Source organism: Geothrix sp. 21YS21S-2, assembly GCF_030846775.1.
Classification (GTDB): domain Bacteria; phylum Acidobacteriota; class Holophagae; order Holophagales; family Holophagaceae; genus Mesoterricola.
The window spans coordinates 922,176-941,876 of the sequence record NZ_CP132910.1 but is presented as its reverse complement, the minus strand read 5'-3'; the positions used below and the strand labels follow the sequence as shown (position 1 = coordinate 941,876).

Genomic DNA, 19,701 nt, shown 5'->3' with positions numbered 1-19,701 from the left:
CCACCAATTTAGGAAACACTGTTTACCAAGTCAATGGCGATTACAGAAAAAACTTCGTTTCGGTCCCGGGTCAGTCCACCGAGTAGCCGCGGTCCTCCAGGTACGACCTCAGGGCCTTCTGGTAGGCCCTGCGGGCCCGGGGCGTCCCCGGGTCGGAGGGATCGCTGAACGCCGGGTCGTAGCCGCTGACCTTGCGGGCGTGGCGCTGGGCGTCGGCGCGGTCCGCCTTCATCTTCTCGGCGCTCTGGCCTTCCCTGGGACTGACCAGGAGAGCGTCGTGCTCCGGTGCGGCCGGCGCGGCGCGGCGGGCCTCCTCCCGCTCCGGGGGATCGGCCACCACGTAGCCGCCCGAAGGAGAGTCGGTGTAATAGACGTCCTCGTAGGTGTAGTAGCGCAGGCCGCCGTAGTAGGCCGTGGCGAACCCGAAGGGCAGGACGTCCAGGTAGAGGCCGATGGGGGGGTAGCAGCCCAGGTAGGCGCCCCGCCAGGGGCGGTACCAGAGTCCGCCGTGCATGTAGTAGGGGGACCCGCCCCAGCGGTAGGTGGCGTAGCCCCGCGGCAGGATGCCCACGGAACCGTAGACGCGCAGGCCGGGGCTGCCATGGAAGCCGCCGGGGTGGACCCGGAAGCCGCCGCCGGAGTGGAAACCGCCACCGGAGTGGAAGCCGCCGCCGCGCCCGGCCGATCCGCCGCCCCGGAACCAGGGCTGGCCGGCGAAGGCGGAGCAGGCGATGAGGGAAAGGGCCGCGAAACGGAGGATGGTGGGGAACCTGCTTGAAATGGCCATGGTCCGCTCCTTTCGTGATGTTGGACCCCCGCGGTCCGGTGGGGGTTGAGTCCACCGTCAAAGATGCGGCGAAAGACGCGCGGGTTCAATCCTTGGCTCGCGGCGAGGACGCCGGTTCGCTATAATTTCGTCATCCCGCCCGGGGCGACGCCTATGCAGCCGACAGACACAGTGGATTCCGGCCCTCCCCGGCGCATCGCGCACCTGGACATGGACGCGTACTTCGCCTCGGTGGAGCTCCTCAAATTCCCGGAGCTCAAGGGCCTGCCCGTGGTCATCGGCGGCCGCCGGCGCCCCGCGGAGGAAGGGTTCCAGCGCCTGAGGGACTACCGGGGGCGGGGCGTGGTCACCACCTGCACCTACCCGGCGCGGGCCTTCGGGGTGCGCTCGGGCATGGGCCTCATGAAGGCCGCCGCCCTGGCCCCCGACGCCATCCTGCTGCCGGGGGACTACGAGACCTATTCGCGGGTGTCCCGGGCCTTCAAGGCCGCCGTGGCGGAGATCGCGCCCAGCATCGAGGACCGGGGCATCGACGAGATCTACATCGACCTCACGGAGGTGGAGGGAACTTCCGCGGAGCTGGCCCGGCGCCTGAAGGAGGCCGTGAAGGCCGCCACCGGCCTCACCTGCTCCGTGGGAATCACGCCCAACAAGCTCCTCTCCAAGATCGCCTCGGAGCTCCAGAAGCCCGACGGGGTCACGATCCTCGGCCTGGAGGACATCCCGGCCCGCATCTGGCCCCTGCCGGCCTCGGCGGTCAACGGCATCGGGCCCAAGGCCTTCGGGAAGCTGGAGGCCATGGGGATCCGCACCATCGGCGACCTGGCGGCGGCCGATCCCGCGCTGCTCCTCCAGCGGTTCGGGCAGAGCTTCGGCGCCTGGCTCTCCGAGGCCGCCCACGGCCGGGACGGACGCCCCCTCACGATCGTGCGGGAGGCCAAGTCCATGAGCCGGGAGACCACCTTCGAGCGGGACCTGCACCCCCGGGAGGACCGGGAGCGGCTCACCGCCATCCTCCTGGACCTCTGCGGGCGGCTGGCCCAGGACCTGGAGCGCAAGGGCCTCGCCGCCAAGACCGTGGGCGTCAAGCTCCGCTTCGACGACTTCTCCATCCTCTCCCGGGACGTGACCCTGGCCTGGGCCGTGGCCTCCGCCGACGGCCTGCGGGACGCCGCCCGGGACTGCCTGCGCCGGGTGACCTTCGACCGCCGCCTGCGCCTCCTGGGGGTCCGGGCCGGGTCGCTGGTGAAGCCCGGCGCCGGGGGAGCGCCCCGGCCCCTCTTTTAATTCCGCCCTCTTGACCTCCGTCAAGGTTAGTTGACCGTTCCGGTCGGATATTGGTCTACGGAGGGACCCACAATGTCCAGCACCATCACCCCGGCAACCCGCATCGGCGACATCGTCCTCGAGCACCCCGCGACCATGCGCCTCTTCGAGCGCCACAACATCGACTACTGCTGCGGCGGCCACCGCACCCTCGCCGAGGCCTGCGCCCACGCCGGGCGCCAGGTGTCCGACGTCCTGCCCGCATTGGAGGGGCTGGATGCCCCGGCCGCCGAGCCCCTGGATCCCAAGGTCCTGGCCGCGGGCAGCATGACCGCCCTCATCGCCCACATCGAGTCCACCCACCACGTCTTCACCCGGGAGGAGCTGAACCGCGTGGCCCCCCTCATGGAGAAGGTGGCCCGGGTCCACGGCGCCAACCATCCGGAGCTGGCGCGGGTGGCCAGCCTCTTCACGGCGCTCTACGACGACCTCATGCCCCACCTGCAGAAGGAGGAGCAGATCCTCTTCCCCTTCATCCGGGGCCTGGAGTCGGGCGCCCCCGCCTGCGACAGCTGCTTCGGCAGCGTGCGCGGCCCCATCAGCGTCATGCAGAGCGAGCACGAGGCCGCCGGCGACGTCCTGCGGGAGATCCGCGAGCTCACGAAGGACTACACCCTGCCGGACGACGCCTGCGGCAGCTTCCGGTCCCTGTACATGGGCCTCCGGAACCTGGAGGAGGACCTCCACCTGCACATCTACCTGGAGAGCCACATCCTCTTCCCCAGGGCAGCCGAAATGGAGACTGCGAAGGCCTGAGAAAAAAGCGGGAAGTTGGAGTAGGCTGGGTCATGCGAATCATGGTCCTCCTGCTTTCCGCATTCGTGCTGAGCGCGCAGCCGTTCAACCCGAAAGGGCTCGACGAGCTCAGGGCCGCCCTCGCCGGCGCCATCGAGCGCAAGGTCACGCCCGGGGCCGTGGTGTGGGTGGGCCACGGCTCCGGGGACGCCCACTGGGCCCAGGGGAACCGCGCGCTGGTGCCCTCGGTGGAACCCATGACGGAAGCCACGGTCTTCGACGTGGCCTCCCTCACCAAGGTCGTCGCCACGCTCCCCTCCGTCCTGCTGCTGGTGGAGCGTGGCAAGGTCGACCTGTCGGCCCCGGTCCGCGCCTACCTGCCGGAGTTCGCCAGCGGCGAGGTGACGGTGCGCCACCTGCTCACCCACACGTCCGGGCTGATCGCGGACCTGGCGCTCACCGAACCCTGGAGCGGGTACGAGGAGGGCATCCGGCGGGCCTGCGCCTGCGTGCCGGACCCGCCTCCGGGCCGGGAGTTCCGATACAGCGACGTGAACTTCATCCTCCTGGGCGAAATCGTGCGCCGGGTGTCGGGGCAGCCCCTTGACCTCTTCGCGGCCCGCGAGGTGTTCGGGCCGCTGGGCATGACCTCTTCCACCTTCCATCCGGACCCGTCGCAGGTCGCCCCCACCGAGCGGGACGAGCACGGCGTCATGCTCCGGGGCGTCGTCCACGACCCGACCGCGCGCCGCATGGGCGGCGTGGCGGGGCATGCCGGGCTCTTCTCCACCGCAACCGACCTCGCAACGTACGCGCGCTTCCTGCTGCGCGGCGGCCCCCTCCTCAAGCCCTCGACCCTGGCGCTGATGCGCAGCGTCCAGACCCCGGCCTCGGTGTACGAGCGCCGGGGCCTCGGCTGGGACCTGGACTCCGCGTTCAGCCGGCCCCGGGGCGCCCTCTTCGGGCTGGGCTCCTTCGGCCACACGGGCTGGACGGGCACGGCCCTGTGGATGGACCCGGCCTCGGAGACCTTCTACGTGCTGCTCACCACCCGCCTCCACCCCGACGGCAAGGGCGTGACGCGCGAGTTGTACTACGAGGTGGCCACGCTCGCGGCCCGCGCGTCGGGGCTCACGGAGCGCCGGGACGGGACGCTGTTCCCCCGCGCCAAGGACGAGGTGCCCACCGCGCTCAACGGCATCGACGTGCTCGAGCGCACCGGCTTCGCCGCCCTGAAGGGCCTGCGCATCGGCCTGTGCACGAACCACACGGGCATCGACAACGAGCGCCACGCCACGGCCGATGTCCTCAAGGCCGCGCCCGGCGTGCGACTGGTGCGGCTCTTCAGCCCCGAGCACGGCATCCGCGGCCAGCTGGACCAGGAGGGCATCCCGGATTCCGTGGACGCCCGCACCGGCCTGCCGGTGGTCAGCCTCTACAAGGCCGGCCAGCGCGCGCCGTCGCCCGCGGATCTGGCCGGCCTCGACGCCCTGGTCTTCGACGTCCAGGACATCGGCTGCCGCTTCTACACCTACATCGCCACCCTGAAGGGCTGCCTCGAGGCCGCCGCCGCCGCCGGCATCCCCCTGATCGTCCTGGACCGGGTCAACCCCGTGCGGGGCGACCGGGTCGAAGGGCCCGTGGTCCCGTCCGAGTTCGGGTTCACGGCCTGCCATCCCGTCGCCATCCGCCACGGCATGACCGTGGGCGAGCTCGCCGGGATGTTCAACGGCGAACTCAAGCTGGGCGCCAGGCTCCAGGTGGTCCAGGTGCAGGGCTGGCAGCGCGGGCAGTGGCTCGACGCCACGGGCCTGCCGTGGACGGACCCCTCGCCCAACATGCGCAACCTCGACGCCGCGGCGCTGTATCCCGGCACCGGCCTGCTGGAATCGGCCATCAGCGTGGGCCGGGGCACGGATACGCCCTTCCAGGTGCTGGGCGCCCCGTACGTCAACGACCGTGCCCTGGCCTTCGAGCTCAACAAGCTGGGGCTGCCCGGCGTGCGCTTCGTCGCCGTGCGGTTCCGCCCCGCGGCCAGCGTCTTCAAGGACCAGGACTGCGGCGGCGTCCGCATCCTCCTCACGGACCGGGACGCCCTGCGGCCCGTGGAACTGGGCCTGGCGGTCGCCCACACCCTGCGCCGGCTGTACGGCAAGGCCTTCGACCTGGCCAAGCTCAACCGCCTGCTGCGGGACGACGCCTCCATCGCGCTGCTGGCCGCGGACAAGCCCTTCCAGGCCGTCGTGCGGGGCTGGGAGGAGGCCCGGGACGCCTTCCTGAAGCGGCGCGCGCCCTTCCTCCTCTACCCCTGATGGACGCGCTCTCGATCCGGCCGCTCCACACCGACCTCGAGCCGGAGCTGTGCGCGGACCTCCTGGCGTCCTCGGACCCCTGGCGGACCCTGGGCATAGGCCGGCCCTCCCTCCTGGCCCAGATCCGGGACCCGAGCCGGGAGCGCTACGTGGCGCGCGCGGGCGACCGCCTCGCCGGATTCCTGATGCTCAACCTGCAGGGCGCCTTCGTGGGCTACATCCAGGCGATCTGCGTGGCGCCCGGCTTCAGGAACCTGGGCCTGGGCGCCTCGCTCATCGGCTTCGCGGAGGAGCGGATCTTCCGGGACTACCCCAATGTCTTCCTCTGCGTCTCCGCCTTCAACCACGGCGCCCGCCGCTTCTACGAACGGCTGGGCTACCGGGTGGTGGGGGAGCTACCGGATTACCTGGTTGCCGGGCAGTCCGAGATCCTGATGCGGAAGACCCGCGGTCCCAAGCTGCCTTGACTGCAGGTTGAAGAGGATCCTCCGGTCCAGGCCGTCCAGCTCCCCGGCCTCGGTGGCGCGGTAGTGGAGGTGGAAGGCGCCCAGGGTGGCGGCGGGGTTCTTCAGGGAGTAGCCCAGGATCCGCAGGGCGGCCCAGGGGTTGAAGTCCGCCGGGGGTTCCGGCAGCTCGGCGTCGGGCCACAGGCCGAAGCCCTTCTCGGCCAGGAGCTTCCAGGGGAAGGCCGCGTTGGGGTCGTGCTTGCGCACCGGGTCCACGTCGGCGTGGGCGATGATCTGGGTGCGGGGGATGTCGTAGCGGCGCACCAGGTCGTCCAGCAGCACCAGCAGCTTGTCGATCTGGGGCTGGGCGAAGGGCTCGAACCCGTTGTTGTCCAGCTCGATGCCGATGGAGAGGGAATTGATGTCCCGGGAGGCCCCCCAGGTGCCGCCCCCCCCGGCGTGCCAGGCGCGGTGGTCGTCCGAGACCAGCTGGGCCAGGCGCCCGTCCCGGCCGATGAGGTAGTGGCTGCTCACGGGCCCGCCGGAATTCGCGGTCTGGAGGACCTTCAGCGCCTCGTCGAAGGTGTTGCAGGCTGTGTGGTGGATGATGACCATCTGGGGCCGGCGGGCGTTGAAGTTGGGCGACGGGGACCACTGGGCCAGCGGATTGCGGGGCGCATGGTGGCAGCCGGCGCAGAGGAGCAGGAGCGCGCCGAGCGCGATGCCCGGGGCCCTCACTTGCCGGTGTTCCGGAAGATGTCGGCGAAGCCCGCGCGGCGGCGGATGACGCGCACCTTGGCGCCGTCGACCAGGAGCTCGGCGGGCATCGGCCGGGAGTTGTACTCGCTGGCCATGGAGAAGCCGTAGGCGCCGGCGTCCAGGATGGCCAGGAGGTCGCCCGCCGATGCCCGGGGCAGGGTGCGGGCCTCCGCGAGGATGTCGCCGGTCTCGCACACGTCGCCGGCGATGTCCACGGTGACCGGGTCCGCGGTCTTCCCCAGGACGCGCACGCGGTGGTAGGCCTGGTAGAGGATGGGGCGCATGAGGGTGTTGAAGCCCGCGTCCACGTTCACGAAGGTCTTGACCGGGGTCTGCTTGACCGTGTTGACGCGCACCAGGACGAAGCCGGCGCCGCCCACGAAGAAGCGCCCCGGCTCGAGCCACAGGGTGGGCTCGTAGCCCGCCGCGGCCACGCCTTCCTTCCAGATGGGCTCCAGGACCTTGGCCAGCTCCCCGGGGGACATGACCTCCTGGCCGTCCTTGTAGGGGATGCCCAGCCCGCCGCCCAGGTCCACGAAGGCAAGGCGCAGGCCCAGCTTGTCCTTGAGCTCCTTGACGAAGCCCAGCATCTTCCTGGCGGTGAGGGCGTAGCCCTCGGTCTCGGTGATCTGGGAGCCGATGTGGCAGTGCACGCCCTCGATGCGGATCCCGGGCATGGCCTTGGCCTTCTCGTAGGCCCGGAAGGCGATGCCGTCCTGGAGGTGCAGGCCGAACTTGGACTCGGTGATGCCGGTGTTGATCTGGTGGATGGTGTGGGGGTCCACGCCGGGGTTGACCCGGAAGCTGATGCGGGCCTGCTTCTTCTGCCGGAGGGCCTCGGCCTGCGCCTGGCCCAGCTCGTCCATGGAGTCCACGTTGAGGACGGCGCCCAGGGCGATGGCGCGCCGCAGTTCGGCGGGGCTCTTGGAGGAGGAGGTGAACATGATCTCCGGGCCCTTGTAGCCCGCCCTCAGGGCCCACTCGATCTCGCCCTGGGACACCACCTCGGCCCCGAGGCCCTCGCTTTTCAGGAGGCCGATGATCGCGGGGTTGGTGTTGGCCTTGAGGGCGTAGAGGAGGCGCAGCTTGGGGAACCTGGGGGCGAAGGCGGCCTTGAGGGCGCCCACCTGGCCGAGGATGTGGGCCTGGTCGTAGACATAGACCGGCGTGCCGTGGGCCGAGGCCAGGGCCTGGAGGGTCCTCGCCACCCCCGGGTCGCCGGCCCTGTCCGCCCTGACGGCCACGAGGGCTTCGTGGACGGTGGGGTCCGCGGCCCGCACCAGGGCCGGGGCGAGCAGGAGAAGGGCGAGGCTGAGGGGGCGCATGGACACGGGGACTCCCGGTTCTTAGGGGTTGAGGGCGGCGGGCAGGTGCCAGGCGGCGCTCGCGGCATCCAGCAGCTCCCCGGGGAGCTGCACGAGCAGGGGATTGCGCGCGGGATCCAGCCACGTCAGGACGGTGAGGAGGTCCTCCGGGGCCAGGGCGGTGCAGCCCGCGGTGCCGCCGCCGGGGGGCGGGGCCACGTGCAGGAAGATGCAGCTGCCGGCGCCCTTGACGGGGCGCTGGTCGTTGTAGTGGATCACGGCCAGCCAGCGGTAGTGGTCGGTCTCCAGGCGCATGCGCTCCGCGGAGCGCCAGGTGGGGGCCGTGTCGGCGGTGCTGACGATGCGGCCGTAGTCGGCGTGGTCGGGGTCGTCCACGCAGCGGTCGCATTCGGTCGAGGAACGGTAGGGCAGCTTGACGCCCTCGGGCGCCCGGGGCGCGTAGCCCCACATGCCGCCGAAGGTCAGCACGCCCGCGGGGGATCGGCCGTCGCCTTCGCGCTTGGCGGGGCCCGGGGCGGGGGCCGCGGGCGCGCCGTCGTCGCTGCGCCAGGCCAGGCCGGATTTCCCGAGCCACACCGGGAGCGGGGCCCCGGCCTTCACGAGGGTGCCGCCGACCCGCTCGAAGCGCTGCATGCGGCCCTGGACGGCATTCCAGCCGGAGGTGGTGACCAGGAGCACCTGGCCCGCCGCGGCGAACTCCGCCGACCGGTCGCGGATGGCTTCGAAAGGCACGTTCAGGACGCCGTAGCCGGGGCTGGAGGCATGGTCGAAATGCCACCACTCCTCCTTGAGCACCCGGAAGCCCTCCTTCTCCATGGCGGCCCTCAGCAGGTCCCGGTTCCGCCGGGCCTGGGCGTCGCCGCCCGCGTAGGCGGCGTGCGACTTCGGGGACATCTCGTCGTAGGCGCTGGGCATGGGGAGGGGGGTCCCGTCCGGCCCGAGGAGGTCCACGTCCACCGCGCACCCGCGGTTGTGGACCGAGCCCTTGGCGGGGTCGGCCACGTAGTCCCGGTCGGCCTTCGGCGTGGCCTCCCAGAAGACCCGCGTGACCCACCAGGGCCGGTAGGCGTCGTGGACCCGCAGGCGCAGGCCCGTGGCCTGGAGGGCGCGGTCCGCCCGCAGGAGGGCCTCGGCCACGGGGCGCTGGAGGAAGGCCCGGGCCTGGGCGTACACCGGGGCCTTGAGGAAGTTGTCGCGGGTGGCGTAGCGGATGTCGAGGCGGATGGAGGGATCCAGCTCCACCAGGTCCGGCGCGGCCGTGCTCCTGGGAAACGCGGGCATCGCCGCCGCCCGGGATTCGGCGATCAGCTCGTCGAGCCTGGGGGTCTGCGCGCCCAGGGACAGGGCCAGCGCGGCCAGCACCGCGAAGGGAATCCGTCCGCGCCCTCCCCGGTACGGAGCGGCATGGGTTCCACGGATGCTGGGGTTGGACATAACGTGAGCATAATGGATTTGTCCCAGGAGTGGAAATGCTCAGATCCTTCCGCGCGTGCGCCCTCTGCCTCGTGGCCGCGGCCAGCCTCCGGGCCCAGGCGGACCCCTCCTGGGCCTGGGCCCGCATGACCCGGGACGTGACCCGGATCGCCGATGCCGCGGAAGGCCGCGTGGGCGTGTTCATCCAGAGCCTGGACACGCGCGAGACCTTCTCCCTCCGGGCCGACGAGGTCTTCCCCGCGGCCAGCACCATCAAGCTGGCCCTCCTGCTGGAGCTGTACCGCCAGTGCGAGAAGCCGGGCCCCCGTCTCACCGATCCCTACGCGGTGGACCCCCGGGACCTGGCCGAGGACAGCGCCATCCTGGGCAACCTCGCCCCGGGCACCCGCCTCACCCTGCACGACCTGGCCCTGTTCACGGTGGTGGTGAGCGACAACAGCGCCACCAACATCCTCATCGACCGGGTGGGCATGGACCGCGTGAACGCGGCCCTGGACGCCCTGGGCCTGACGCGAACCCGCCTGCGCCGGAAGATGATGGACGCGAAGGCCGCCGCCGAAGGCCGGGAGAACGTCGCCACCCCCCGGGAGCTGGCCCGGCTGGTCACCGAGATCCACAGCGGCCCCACCCTCTCCCCGGCGTCCCGGGCCGGGCTCATGAAGCTGCTTTCGATTCCCAAGGACAGCTACCTCTCCCGCCTCCTCCCGGACGGCCTGGTGGTGGCCGACAAGACCGGCTCCCTCCAGGGGGTGCGCAACGACGTGGGCATCGTGTTCGTGAAGGGCCGCCCCTTCGTCGTCGCCGTGATGGCCTCCCACCTCCGGGACGACCGCGAAGGGGAGGCCGTCATCGCCCGCATCGCCCGGAAGGCCGCGGCCTGGATGGAGCTGGCCGGGGCCTCCTCCCCGGAGGGCAGGGTGTCGGGGACGCTCCAGGTCCCCTAGGTCCTTGCCTTGTGACATGATGTATCAGCCAGCTCTCTCCAGTCCGAGGTACCCCATGCGTCCTGCCTTCATCCGCGGCCTCATCGCCTCCCTCCTGATGGTCCTGCCCGGATGGGCCGGGGATCCCCAGGCCCACGTGGTGACCCGGCCCGTCGTGAACTTCTTCTCGGGCCCCCGGGAGGACGCCGACGTGGTGTCCCAGGCGCTTCTGGGCGCGCGCGTGGTGGAACTGGAGCGCAAGGACGGCTGGGTGCGCATCAAGGGGGACGACGACTACCCCGGGTGGGCCGAGGCCTCGGCCCTGCGGGCCCTGAAGGCCGGCGAGGGCTACCCCGCGGGGACGATGGTGGAAGTGGACGTCCTGGGCGCGAACGTGTACCGCGAGCCGGACGTGACCAGGCACGCGCCCCTGCTCACCGCGCCCTTCGGCGCGCGCCTGGAGCGGGTCCCCGGACCCATGGACAGCGCGCGCTGGCTCGGCGTGAGGCTCCCCGACGGGCGCGGCGCCTGGATCCAGAGCGGCGACGTGCGCACGGACTTCAGGCCCATCGGCATCGAGGCCTCCCTGGAGCTGGCCCGGCGCTTCCTGGGCGTCAACTACACCTGGGGCGGGTGCTCCTCCTTCGGGTTCGACTGCTCGGGGTTCACCCAGGCCATCATCCGGCGCCGCGGGGCCATCATGCCCAGGGACGCCAACGTGCAGGCGGAATGGAAGGGCCTGGTCCCGGTGCCGGACCGCGCCGCGCTGGAACCCGGCGATCTGCTCTTCTTCGGCAGGGACAAGGACCACATCAGCCACACCGGGATGTACCTCGGCAAGGGCGCCTTCATCCACGACACACCCAGGAACCGCCCCATGGTGCAGATCTCGGAGCTCGCAAGCCCCGAATGGTCCGCGATCCTCGTGGCGATGCGGAGGCTCAAGTGAAACGACGCGAACTCTTCCAGGCAATCGCCGCGGCCACCGCGGGCTCCGCGCTCCTCGGGAGGGACCTGCTGGAGACCCCCGCCGCAAGGCCCGCGGCCCCGAAGGCCGCCGGCTTCACGACCCGGATCCGCCGGCTTGAACTGCGGCACACCTGGACCACCACCATGTCCTCCAGCGCCTACCGGGACACGCTGCACACCCAGTTCACCCGCGACGGGATCACGGGCTACGGCGAGGGGGCCGGCATCGTGCGCTACAAGCAGGACGCCCTGGGCGGACAGCACGCCCTGGAGGCCGTGAAGGCGCTCATCACCGGCGGCGACCCCTGGAGCTTCGACAAGCTCCTGGCGGAGCTGGACCGCCGCCTCCCCGGGCAGCGCGCGGCCCTGGCCGCGGTGGACCTGGCGCTCTTCGACTGGATGGGCAAGAAGCTGGGCGTGCCCGTGTGCCGGCACTTCGGGCTGGACCCGGCGGATGCCGCGGTAACCAACATGTCCATCGGCATCGACACCCCGGAGATCACCCGCCAGAAGGTCCGCGAGGCCGAGGACTTCCCCTTCCTGAAGGTCAAGGTGGGCCTCGCCACGGACGAGGCCACCATCGAGGCGGTGCGCAGCGTCACGAAGAAGCCGCTCCGGGTGGACGCCAACGAGGGCTGGACCTCGAAGGAGGAGGCCGCCCGCAAGATCAACTGGCTCGAGTCCCAGGGCGTGCAGCTCATCGAGCAGCCCCTGCCCGCGCACATGGTCGAGGAGACCCGCTGGATCCGGAACCACGTGCACATCCCGATCTTCGCGGACGAGGCCTGCCACGATGCCGCCGACATCCCCAAGCTGCGGGACGCCTTCGACGGCATCGTCGTGAAGCTGGACAAGGCGGGAGGGCTCCTGGAGTCCTACCGCCAGCTCACCGTGGCCCGGGCCCTGGGCATGAAGACCATGATCGGGTGCATGGTCTCCAGCTCCTGTTCCATCACGGCCGCCGCCCACCTCTCCCCCCTGGCGGACTACGCGGACCTGGACGGGTTCCTCCTCATCGGCAACGACCCCTACACGGGCGTCACGGCAAGCAAGGGCAAGCTCATCCTGCCCGACGCCCCGGGCCTCGGCGTCCGGCTCGTGCGATGAGGCTCCTGGCGCTGGCCCTGGCCTTCTGCCTGGGCCTCGGCGCCCAGGAGCGCTTCCTGGACGCCCCCCGGCCCCCGCAGGACGGGCCGCGGCTCGTGGTGTTCAACCCGACGGTTTACAACCTCCGGTGCCTGGCCGCGCTGCGGGAGAAGGGCATCCTGGACGTCCCCGGACTCACGGTGGTCGGCGTCTACCACGTGCAGCAGAAGGAGGACTTCGAGGCTTCCCGGAAGTTCGCCGGGGACCACGGCTTCGCCTGGGTGAAGTTCCACGCCGTCTCCGCGGCCCTGGCCGAGGCGGACCTGTTCAGGCCCAACGCCTGCACGCCGGAGTTCGAGGCCGTCGCCGCGAAGTCCGACGGCGCCGTCTTCTTCGGCGGCCCGGACATCCCGGCGGCCATCTTCCACCAGAAGACGAACTTCCTCTCGGAGGTTGACGACCCCCACCGGAACCGGCTGGAGCTCTCCGCCATCTTCCACCTGCTGGGAGGCACCCAGGACCCGAGCGCCAAGCCGCTCCTGGCAGCGCGGCCGGCCTTCCCCGTCCTGGGCATCTGCCTGGGCTTCCAGAGCCTGAACGTGGGCACGGGCGGGAGCCTGGTCCAGGACATCTGGACCGGCATCTACGGCGCCGCGAGCTACGAGGACGCCATCGCCCTGGGGCCCGAGCAGTGGCACAACAACCCCTACAGGCGCCTGCTGCCGCAGGAGAAACTGATGTCCTACAACTTCCACACCCTCCAGCTGAGGGAGGGCCGGTTCCTGAAGGAGAGCGGCTTCGGCCCGGCGGACCATCCGCGCATCCTCAGCTCCCACCACCAGGCGGTGGTGGAAGCCGCAGGGGGCTGGTCGGTCCTGGCCACCTCCCGGGACGGCAAGCTGGTGGAGGCCATGGAGCACAAGCGGTTCCCCAACGTCCTGGGCGTGCAGTTCCACCCGGAGCACTTCCAGCTCTGGGAGACGGAAGCCCGCTTCCGGCAGCGCCCGGAGGACGTTCCCGTGAGCTACAACGCGATCCTGGCGGGGACGCCCCGGAGCCTGGAGTTCAACAAGGCCGTTTGGGCCTGGCTGGGGAAGGCGCTCAGGGCGCGGTAAGCACGTCGAGGATGGCGGCGGTCTCGGCGTCGGGCCTGCCGTCGTAGACCGCCGGGCGGTACTTCATCTGGAAGTTGCCCAGGATCCGCGTCGTGGCCGCGTCGAACTGGCCGCTGGCGGTGATCTCGAAGCCGTGCTTCGCCAGCCGCGCCTGGAACCAGGCCGCGTCGGGCAGGGCGGCCTCGAAGGCCGGCCTTCGGGCGGCCACCTTCGCGGCGTCGGGCCAGGTGATCAGGCCTTCGTCGGCCAGGCGCTTCCAGGGGAAGGTCGGGCCCGGGTCCACCTTGCGCATGGGCGCGATGTCGCTGTGGCCGAGCACCCGGTCGGGGCGGATCCCGTGGCGCGCGACGATCTGCCTGACGAGCTCGACCACGGTGTCGATCTGCTCCTTGGGGTAGGCGTGGTAGACGATCTTCCCGTCCGGCCCGGCAACGTCGCCCAGGTTCTGGATCTCGATGCCGATGGAGGCCGCGTTGAGCTGGGTCTGCCCCTTCCACGAGCTCGCCCCCGCGTGCCAGGCGCGCCGGTTCTCGTCCACGAGGCGGTAGACCTTCACCGGGCTGTCCCCCACCAGGTAGTGGGCGCTCACGTTGTCCTCGGTGAGGATCTTCATGGAGCGTTCCCAGGGCTCGCCGGTGAAGTGCAGGATGAGGAACTGGGCCCGGCTGTCCTGGCTCCTGGCCGGGTGGGAGGTGTCGATGGCGGGCCGGGCGCAGCCCGCCGCGAGGAGAAGGAGGAGGCAGGGAAGGGCGAGTCTCATGACGGGTGGTCCTCGGGGGGGACGCCGGCGGCGGCCAGGGCGAGTCGGGCCGCGGCGTGCTCGCCGCGGCTGGAACGGACGGCGAAGTCGGTGCCCGGTGGCAGCGCCTCGCGCATGGTGTCGGGGATGAGGGGATGGAGGGTGGCGGCGCGGCCGCTGAGCGCCACGGGGCGGGGCCCGTAGCGGTTCAGGAGGGACACCGCGAGACGGGCCAGCTCGGCGCCCGCGGCGCGCAGGATGTGGCGGGCCGCGGGGTCGCGGTCCGCGGCCCGGGCCACGGCCAGGGCGAGGCGGCCCACGTCGCCGCGGCTGCCGGCGTACACGGTCCTGCGGGTGTTGGCCCAGTCGGGGCCGCCCACCAGCTCGAAGAGCTCCCGTGCCAGGGGGGACGCCTTCCAGGCTCCGGGATTCTCGTCCTCGGCGCGCCACACGTGGCGCAGCCCCTCACGGGCGATCCAGAAGCCGCCGCCCCCGTCGTCGATGAGGACGCCCCGGCCGCCGGCGCGGTGCATCTCCCCGCCCTCGTCGATGAAGACGGCCACGGAACCGGTGCCGGCGTACACCACGTAGCCCTGGCCCGGCGGGAAGAGGTCCAGGTAGGTGGTCTCGATGTCGCTGCTGAGGGTGACGGCGCTTTCGGGCAGGCCCAGCGGCGCGGCCACGAGGCGCGCCAGGACCTCGCCCGCGGAGCTGAACCCCGTCAGGCCCGCGTGCACCCGGGAGGGGCTTCCCGCGGCCAGCACGTCCCGGGCCAGCTCCTCGAGGACCGCGGCCACGCGGCCCTGCCCGGGCCCGAAGAGGTCCATGGCGCTGAACCCGGGAACGGAGCCTTCGGCCACGATGTCCCCGGGAGGCGTGGCCAGGGCCCAGCGGGTGGCGGTGCCCCCGGCGTCGATGCCCAGGGCCAGGAAACGGGGCGGTTCATGATCAAGGGGTTCCATGCTGTGCCTCCGGAAGGACGGCCGCGAGCGGACTCTCGGCCCCCGTGCGCCCCACGGAGGAGGCCCAGACGGACCCCAGGGGCGAGCCTTCCCACCGGGCGGGGAGGATCCCCGCGCCCCCGGGAAGGGCGAAGAAGCGCCAGGTGGACCCGTAGCGGGCCCAGAGGGCCAGGAGCCAGGGCGGATCGTCCACCTGGACCCGCAGGCCCGCGGCGGAGCGCGTGGTTCGAACCACGGGGGCCGGCGGCGGGACGGAGCCCAGCCAGGGCGAGGCGGGAACCAGCGCGGGGCCGTCGTAGGCCAGGGCCGCGCCGGCCTCCCCCTTCAGGGCCTTGATGCTGAAGTGGGCGTGGCCGCCGCTGTGGCGGTCCCGGGCCTCCCGGATCTGCTCCAGGATCTCCTCCGGGGGCCAGGGGTCGGGACCGAGGGTGCGGCTGGTGAAGAGCCCGGGCCACACGTGGCGGCCCAGGGTGTTCCGGCCCTGCCAGTAGTCCAGGAGGGGCCCGAAGGGCTGACCCGGGGAATCCCGCTTCCAGTAGAGCTGGGGCGCGAGGTAGTCCATCCAGCCGCGGGCGAGCCAGGTCTCGACGTCGGCGTAGAGCTCCTCGTACTGGCTGAAGCCGGGCCCGGGCCGGCCGACGCCGAAGGGGCTCACGCCCACGCGCACCTCGGGCTTCACCCGGTGGACCTCCCTGTAGAGGCGCTCCACGAGGGTGTCCACGTTGCGCCGGCGCCAGTCGGGCCGGGACAGCGCGCCACCGGCGGCCTGGTAGGCCCGCCAGGAGGGGTCGTCGGGGAACTCCACCGGCCGGCCCTCGGCGTCCTTGACGGGGTAGGGGTAGAAGTAGTCGTCGATGTGCACGCCGTCCACGTCGTAGCGGCGCACCACGTCCAGGATGACGGCCAGGGCCTGTTCCACGGCCCCGGACTCCCCGGGGTCCAGCCAGAGCTGGTCGCCGTAGGACCGCACCAGCTCCGGCCGGGCCTTCCCCACGTGGGAGGGCGCCAGGGGGGACTGCGCGGAGGAGGGCCGGGCGCGGTAGGGATTGAACCAGGCGTGGAGCTCCAGGCCCGCGGCGTGGGCCTCCCGGATCCAGAAGGCCAGGGGGTCGTAGTACGGCTTCGGGGGCCGGCCCTGCTCCCCGGTGAGGTACTCGGACCAGGGTTCCAGGGTGGAGGGGTAGAGCGCGTCGGCGCCGGGGCGCACCTGGAGGATGAGGGCGTTCAGGCCCCGGGCCCGGGCCAAGGCGACGAGGTCCCGGGCCTCCTGCCGCTGGGCCTCGGCGCCCAGGCCCGGGCGGCTGGGCCAGTCGATGTTGGCCACGGAGGCCACCCAGGCGCCCCGGAACTCCCGGGGGGCGGGGGGAGGCGTGCGGCGCAGCGGCACGCAGCCCAGGAAGGCCGCGAGGGCGGCGAGGGCCGCCAGGCGCTTCAGACCTTCACGAACCACTTCTTCCTCCACATGGCCCAGGCCACGGCGAACATGGCCAGGTTGAACAGGATCGCGAAGAGCAGGGAGGCGTTCACCGGGGAGACGGGGAGGGACGCCAGGGCCCCGAAGGCCCGCTCCTTGAGGGGGACGCCCCCGGCGCGGACCAGCTGGATGGCCCGCGCGGCGATGCCCGACAGGACGAAGAGGAAGAGCGCGTTCATGCCGTAGATGGTCAGCGGCAGGCAGACCTTGCGGGCCGCCTCCCGGAAGCCCGCGGGAGCCTCGTCCAGGGCCGCGTGGCAGGCGGCGAGCCCCGCCAGGGCCCAGCCGGCGGTGAACAGCACGAAGGACGGCGTCCAGAGGCTCTTGTTGATGGGGATGGCCCGGCCCAGGAGCCAGCCCAGGGCCAGGAGGACCGCTCCGCCCAGGAGCAGCCCGCGCCACTTGGCGTGGCGACCCGCGGGGGCGGCCAGGTGCCTCCCGGCCAGGGAGCCCAGGAGCAGGGTCGCCGTGGCCGTGAGGGTGCCCACGAGCCCTTCGGGGTCCCAGGTGCGGGCGTGGGCCCACAGGTGGCCCGGAAGGACGAGGCGGTCCAGCCAGGCGCCGAAGTCCTGCCCGGGCAGGAGGCGGCCCGCGGCCGCCACGCCGTCGGTCCCGGGCACGGGCACCGCCAGTTCCAGGACGAGCCAGAGCCCGCAGAGGCCCAGGATGGCGGCCACCGCGGCCCGCTCCCGGCCCCAGAGGACCACGGGCCCGCCCAGCGCCAGGCAGAGCGCGATCCGCTGCAGGACGCCCAGCACGCGCACGGTGGAGGGCTGGAAGGCCGGGATGAGGTTGAGCCCCAGCCCGATGAGGAAGATGACCGCGGCGCGCCGCAGCAGGATCCGGTAGAGGCCTGCGGCCCCTCCGCCCCTGCCGGCCAGGGAGATCGTCATGGCCAGGCCCGCGGCGAAGAGGAAGAAGGGGAAGATCAGGTCGGTGAACGTGCAGCCGTTCCACGCCGCGTGGTCCAGGGGGCCGTAGACGTGCTTCCAGCTGCCGGGGTTGTTCACCAGCACCATGGCCGCGATGGCGAAGCCGCGGAAGGCGTCCAGGGACGCCAGGCGCCGGTTCATGCCTGCTCCCTGCGTCCGAAGGCCGCGTCGATCTTCAGGAAGGCCGTGAGGACGATGGAGGGCAGGGTGGAGAGGCACACCCAGAGGAAGAAGCGCAGGTACCCGAGGTGCTCCTGGATCCAGCCGCTGGCCATGCCCGGCAGCATCATGCCCATGGCCATGAAGCCGGTGGCGATGGCGTAGTGGGCGGTGCGGTGCTTCCCGGCCGAGATCATCACCATGAACATGATGTAGGCGGTGAACCCGAAGCCGTAGCCGAACTGCTCGATGGCGACGGCGGTGGCCACGGTGCCCAGGCCCGCGGGCCGGAGCGCGGCCAGGTACACGAAGGCCAGGTTCGGAAGGTGCACGGCCAGGGTCATGGGCCAGATCCAGCGCCGGAGGCCGAAGCGGGAGATGGCCCAACCGCCGGCGATGCCGCCTGCGGTGAGGGCGACCATGCCCACGGTGCCGTAGGCCAGCCCCACCTGGGCGGTGGTGAGGCCCAGGCCCCCCCGGGCGGCGGGATCCAGGAGGAAGGGCGTCACCATCTTGATGGCCTGGGCCTCCCCCAGGCGGAAGGTGAGCAGGAACCCCAGGACCAGGACGATGTCCCTGCGCGCGAAGAAGGACGTGAAGGTGGCGAGGGACTCCCGGAGGAGCCCGGCCGTGCCCCGGGAGGGACCGTCGGCCGGAGGCCGCGGCAGGGACCAGCGGTGCCAGGAGAAGAAGCCCAGGAAGGCCGCGCCCAGCACCATGAAGACCGCCGCCCACGCGTGGCGGGGATCCCCGGTGCGCTCGGCGAGCTTGCCGGCGGCGAGCACCAGGCCGCCCTGGGCGGTGATCATGGCGGCGCGGTAGAAGGCGCTGCGAAGGCCCACGTAGGCGGCCTGGCGCTTTTCCGTGAGGCCGAGGAGGTAGAAGCCGTCGGCGGCGATGTCGTGGGTGGCCGAGGCGAAGGCCACGATCCAGAACATGGCCAGGGTGAGCCGGAAGAAGCCCGGGGCCGGCGCCAGGAAGGCCAGCAGGGCGAAGGCCGCGGCCAGGACGCCCTGGAGCGCCACGACCCAGCCGCGCTTGGTGCCCAGGAGGTCCACCAGGGGGGACCAGAGGGGCTTGACGACCCAGGGCAGGTAGAGCCAGCTGGTGTAGAGGGCGATGTCGGTGTTGCGCACGCCGAGGTTCTTGTAGAACACCACGGACAGGAACATCACGGTGACGTAGGGGAGCCCCTGGGCGAAGTACAGCGAGGGCACCCAGGCCCAGGGCGACCTCTCCTTCACGCTAGGCCCCCAGGGCGGCGCGGACGCTGCCACGGACCGCCGCGAGGCGTTCCCGCGCCTGGTCGGGGGCGAGGCCCAGCCGGAGGGCGACGATGGCCGTCTTGACCTGGCCCCCGCAGGCCTCGAAGGCCTCCCGGGCACGCTCCTCCGGGGCCCCGGAAGCCGCCTCGATGAGGCGGATGGCCCGGCGCACCAGCTTGGCGTTGGTGGCCCTGACGTCCACCATGAGGTTCCCGTAGACCTTGTTGAGCCGCACCATCACCGCCGAGGAGAAGGTGTTGAGGGCGATCTTCTGGGCGGTTCCGGCCTTGAGCCGGGTGCTGCCGGAGATGACCTCGGGGCCGGTGTCGAGGGTGATGCCCACCTCGGCGCCCGCCGCCAGGGGCGAGTCCGGGTTGTTGGCGATGCCGATGGTGAGGGCCCCTGCGGCGCGGGCGGCCTCCAGGGCGCCCAGGGCGAAAGGCGTGGCCCCCGAGGCGGCCAGCAGGAGCACCACGTCGGAGGGGCCGGGCCGCAGCGCGGCGAGGTCCAGCGCCCCCCGCTCCCGGTCGTCCTCGGCCCCTTCCACGGCCAGGTGCACCGCCGTGGGCCCCCCCGCCAGGAGCGCCAGGGCGCGTTCCGGGGGCCAGGAGAAGGTGGGATGCAGCTCGACGCTGTCCAGGAGCCCCAGGCGCCCGGAGGTGCCCGCGCCGACGTAGATGATCCGCCCGCCCTGCTCCAGGCGCCCGGCGGCGGCCTCCACGGCCCGGGCGAGCCCGGGCGCGGCGGCGCGCACCGCCAGGGCGGCAGCCGCCTGGTCGTCGATGAAGGCCTGGACCAGTTCGAGGGTGCCGTACTCGTCGAGGCGTGCGTGGCCGGGGGAGGTCTGTTCGGTGCGGGGCAGGGCCATGTTGATGAGAACTCCCGGCTTAGTGAATGTTTATAAAAATGTTACAGTATTCACAACCCCGACGTGTCCAATTTATGGGAGATCC

General features: G+C 71.9%; 18 protein-coding genes. 8 read left to right on the top strand and 10 right to left on the bottom strand.

The annotated features are described in order from the left end of the window. Nucleotides 1-70: 70 nt before the first annotated feature. Nucleotides 71-787 (bottom strand): DUF6515 family protein, encoded by a 717-nt coding sequence (locus tag RAH40_RS04270; RefSeq protein WP_306600840.1) that lies wholly within the window; start codon nt 785-787, stop codon nt 71-73. A gap of 153 nt (nt 788-940) precedes the next feature. On the opposite strand from RAH40_RS04270, the gene dinB reads away from it, so the two are divergent. The 4 genes from dinB to RAH40_RS04250 all read left to right on the top strand — a co-directional run bounded on the left by dinB (nt 941) and on the right by RAH40_RS04250 (nt 5,627). After that, nucleotides 941-2,074 (top strand): DNA polymerase IV, encoded by a 1,134-nt coding sequence (gene dinB, locus RAH40_RS04265; protein ID WP_306600839.1) that lies wholly within the window; start codon nt 941-943, stop codon nt 2,072-2,074. 72 nt (nt 2,075-2,146) lie between these two features. Further along, nucleotides 2,147-2,869: an iron-sulfur cluster repair di-iron protein gene (gene ric / locus RAH40_RS04260; protein ID WP_306600838.1), complete on the top strand. Its 723-nt coding sequence runs from the start codon at nt 2,147-2,149 to the stop codon at nt 2,867-2,869. 32 nt (nt 2,870-2,901) lie between these two features. Next, nucleotides 2,902-5,160, top strand: a complete 2,259-nt coding sequence (locus RAH40_RS04255; protein ID WP_306600837.1) for an exo-beta-N-acetylmuramidase NamZ domain-containing protein — start codon at nt 2,902-2,904, stop codon at nt 5,158-5,160. Then, the gene (locus RAH40_RS04250) at nt 5,160-5,627 is read left to right on the top strand and encodes an N-acetyltransferase (RefSeq protein WP_306600836.1); all 468 of its coding nucleotides are present in this window, start codon (nt 5,160-5,162) and stop codon (nt 5,625-5,627) included. Before RAH40_RS04255 ends, RAH40_RS04250 begins: the two co-directional genes overlap by 1 nt. Here RAH40_RS04250 and RAH40_RS04245 read toward each other — a convergent pair. From RAH40_RS04245 to RAH40_RS04235, 3 genes are read right to left on the bottom strand one after another with little or no spacing between them, the layout of a single operon-like run. Beyond that, the gene (locus RAH40_RS04245) at nt 5,556-6,344 is read right to left on the bottom strand and encodes an N-acetylmuramoyl-L-alanine amidase (protein ID WP_306600835.1); all 789 of its coding nucleotides are present in this window, start codon (nt 6,342-6,344) and stop codon (nt 5,556-5,558) included. The two genes, RAH40_RS04250 and RAH40_RS04245, sit on opposite strands and share 72 nt — an antisense overlap. Beyond that, a complete protein-coding gene (gene lysA / locus RAH40_RS04240; RefSeq protein ID WP_306602280.1) occupies nt 6,341-7,690 on the bottom strand; it encodes a diaminopimelate decarboxylase in 1,350 nt (449 codons plus the stop codon). Before lysA ends, RAH40_RS04245 begins: the two co-directional genes overlap by 4 nt. Nucleotides 7,691-7,711: 21 nt before the next feature. Beyond that, on the bottom strand, nt 7,712-9,124 hold the full coding sequence (locus tag RAH40_RS04235) for a M15 family metallopeptidase (protein ID WP_306600834.1): 1,413 nt from the start codon (nt 9,122-9,124) through the stop codon (nt 7,712-7,714). A 35-nt stretch (nt 9,125-9,159) separates the two neighbouring features. Here RAH40_RS04235 and RAH40_RS04230 point away from each other — a divergent pair, with 35 nt between their 5' ends. The 4 genes from RAH40_RS04230 to RAH40_RS04215 are packed head-to-tail and all read left to right on the top strand — an operon-like array spanning nt 9,160 to nt 13,217. Further along, complete coding sequence (locus tag RAH40_RS04230) at nt 9,160-10,068, top strand: serine hydrolase (protein ID WP_306600833.1); 909 nt, start codon at nt 9,160-9,162, stop codon at nt 10,066-10,068. Between the two features lie 55 nt (nt 10,069-10,123). Continuing rightward, nucleotides 10,124-10,996, top strand: coding sequence for a C40 family peptidase (locus RAH40_RS04225; RefSeq protein WP_306600832.1), 873 nt, complete (start codon nt 10,124-10,126; stop codon nt 10,994-10,996). Then, complete coding sequence (locus RAH40_RS04220) at nt 10,993-12,123, top strand: dipeptide epimerase (RefSeq protein ID WP_306600831.1); 1,131 nt, start codon at nt 10,993-10,995, stop codon at nt 12,121-12,123. The genes RAH40_RS04225 and RAH40_RS04220 overlap by 4 nt, the downstream gene beginning before the upstream one ends. Beyond that, nucleotides 12,120-13,217, top strand: a complete 1,098-nt coding sequence (locus tag RAH40_RS04215; protein ID WP_306600830.1) for a gamma-glutamyl-gamma-aminobutyrate hydrolase family protein — start codon at nt 12,120-12,122, stop codon at nt 13,215-13,217. The genes RAH40_RS04220 and RAH40_RS04215 overlap by 4 nt, the downstream gene beginning before the upstream one ends. Here the strand turns inward: RAH40_RS04215 and RAH40_RS04210 are convergent. The 6 genes from RAH40_RS04210 to murQ are packed head-to-tail and all read right to left on the bottom strand — an operon-like array spanning nt 13,204 to nt 19,616. Next, nucleotides 13,204-13,977, bottom strand: coding sequence for an N-acetylmuramoyl-L-alanine amidase (locus tag RAH40_RS04210; RefSeq protein ID WP_306600829.1), 774 nt, complete (start codon nt 13,975-13,977; stop codon nt 13,204-13,206). The genes RAH40_RS04215 and RAH40_RS04210 overlap by 14 nt on opposite strands. After that, entirely contained in the window at nt 13,974-14,918 is a 945-nt protein-coding gene (locus RAH40_RS04205) for an N-acetylglucosamine kinase (protein ID WP_306600828.1), read from the bottom strand. Before RAH40_RS04205 ends, RAH40_RS04210 begins: the two co-directional genes overlap by 4 nt. After that, nucleotides 14,905-16,368, bottom strand: coding sequence for a glycoside hydrolase family 10 protein (locus RAH40_RS04200; protein ID WP_306600827.1), 1,464 nt, complete (start codon nt 16,366-16,368; stop codon nt 14,905-14,907). The genes RAH40_RS04205 and RAH40_RS04200 overlap by 14 nt, the downstream gene beginning before the upstream one ends. Further along, nucleotides 16,350-17,465: an acyltransferase family protein gene (locus RAH40_RS04195; protein ID WP_306600826.1), complete on the bottom strand. Its 1,116-nt coding sequence runs from the start codon at nt 17,463-17,465 to the stop codon at nt 16,350-16,352. The genes RAH40_RS04200 and RAH40_RS04195 overlap by 19 nt, the downstream gene beginning before the upstream one ends. Further along, nucleotides 17,462-18,727 (bottom strand): hypothetical protein, encoded by a 1,266-nt coding sequence (locus RAH40_RS04190; RefSeq protein WP_306600825.1) that lies wholly within the window; start codon nt 18,725-18,727, stop codon nt 17,462-17,464. The genes RAH40_RS04195 and RAH40_RS04190 overlap by 4 nt, the downstream gene beginning before the upstream one ends. Nucleotide 18,728: 1 nt before the next feature. After that, nucleotides 18,729-19,616 carry an N-acetylmuramic acid 6-phosphate etherase gene (gene murQ / locus RAH40_RS04185; RefSeq protein ID WP_306600824.1) on the bottom strand — a complete coding sequence of 296 codons (888 nt, stop codon included), beginning with the start codon at nt 19,614-19,616 and terminating at the stop codon, nt 18,729-18,731. Nucleotides 19,617-19,701: the final 85 nt, after the last annotated feature.

What these genes read in the sequence shown, in the direction of transcription:
- RAH40_RS04230 (WP_306600833.1), top strand. Translation starts at nt 9,160, where the DNA reads ATGCTCAGATCCTTCCGCGCGTGCGCCCTCTGCCTCGTGGCCGCGGCC.
- RAH40_RS04205 (WP_306600828.1), bottom strand. Translation starts at nt 14,918, where the DNA reads ATGGAACCCCTTGATCATGAACCGCCCCGTTTCCTGGCCCTGGGCATC.
- RAH40_RS04195 (WP_306600826.1), bottom strand. Translation starts at nt 17,465, where the DNA reads ATGAACCGGCGCCTGGCGTCCCTGGACGCCTTCCGCGGCTTCGCCATC.
- RAH40_RS04250 (WP_306600836.1), top strand. Translation starts at nt 5,160, where the DNA reads ATGGACGCGCTCTCGATCCGGCCGCTCCACACCGACCTCGAGCCGGAG.
- dinB (WP_306600839.1), top strand. Translation starts at nt 941, where the DNA reads ATGCAGCCGACAGACACAGTGGATTCCGGCCCTCCCCGGCGCATCGCG.
- murQ (WP_306600824.1), bottom strand. Translation starts at nt 19,616, where the DNA reads ATGGCCCTGCCCCGCACCGAACAGACCTCCCCCGGCCACGCACGCCTC.
- RAH40_RS04255 (WP_306600837.1), top strand. Translation starts at nt 2,902, where the DNA reads ATGCGAATCATGGTCCTCCTGCTTTCCGCATTCGTGCTGAGCGCGCAG.
- RAH40_RS04225 (WP_306600832.1), top strand. Translation starts at nt 10,124, where the DNA reads ATGCGTCCTGCCTTCATCCGCGGCCTCATCGCCTCCCTCCTGATGGTC.
- RAH40_RS04210 (WP_306600829.1), bottom strand. Translation starts at nt 13,977, where the DNA reads ATGAGACTCGCCCTTCCCTGCCTCCTCCTTCTCCTCGCGGCGGGCTGC.
- RAH40_RS04235 (WP_306600834.1), bottom strand. Translation starts at nt 9,124, where the DNA reads ATGTCCAACCCCAGCATCCGTGGAACCCATGCCGCTCCGTACCGGGGA.
- RAH40_RS04215 (WP_306600830.1), top strand. Translation starts at nt 12,120, where the DNA reads ATGAGGCTCCTGGCGCTGGCCCTGGCCTTCTGCCTGGGCCTCGGCGCC.
- lysA (WP_306602280.1), bottom strand. Translation starts at nt 7,690, where the DNA reads ATGCGCCCCCTCAGCCTCGCCCTTCTCCTGCTCGCCCCGGCCCTGGTG.
- ric (WP_306600838.1), top strand. Translation starts at nt 2,147, where the DNA reads ATGTCCAGCACCATCACCCCGGCAACCCGCATCGGCGACATCGTCCTC.
- RAH40_RS04270 (WP_306600840.1), bottom strand. Translation starts at nt 787, where the DNA reads ATGGCCATTTCAAGCAGGTTCCCCACCATCCTCCGTTTCGCGGCCCTT.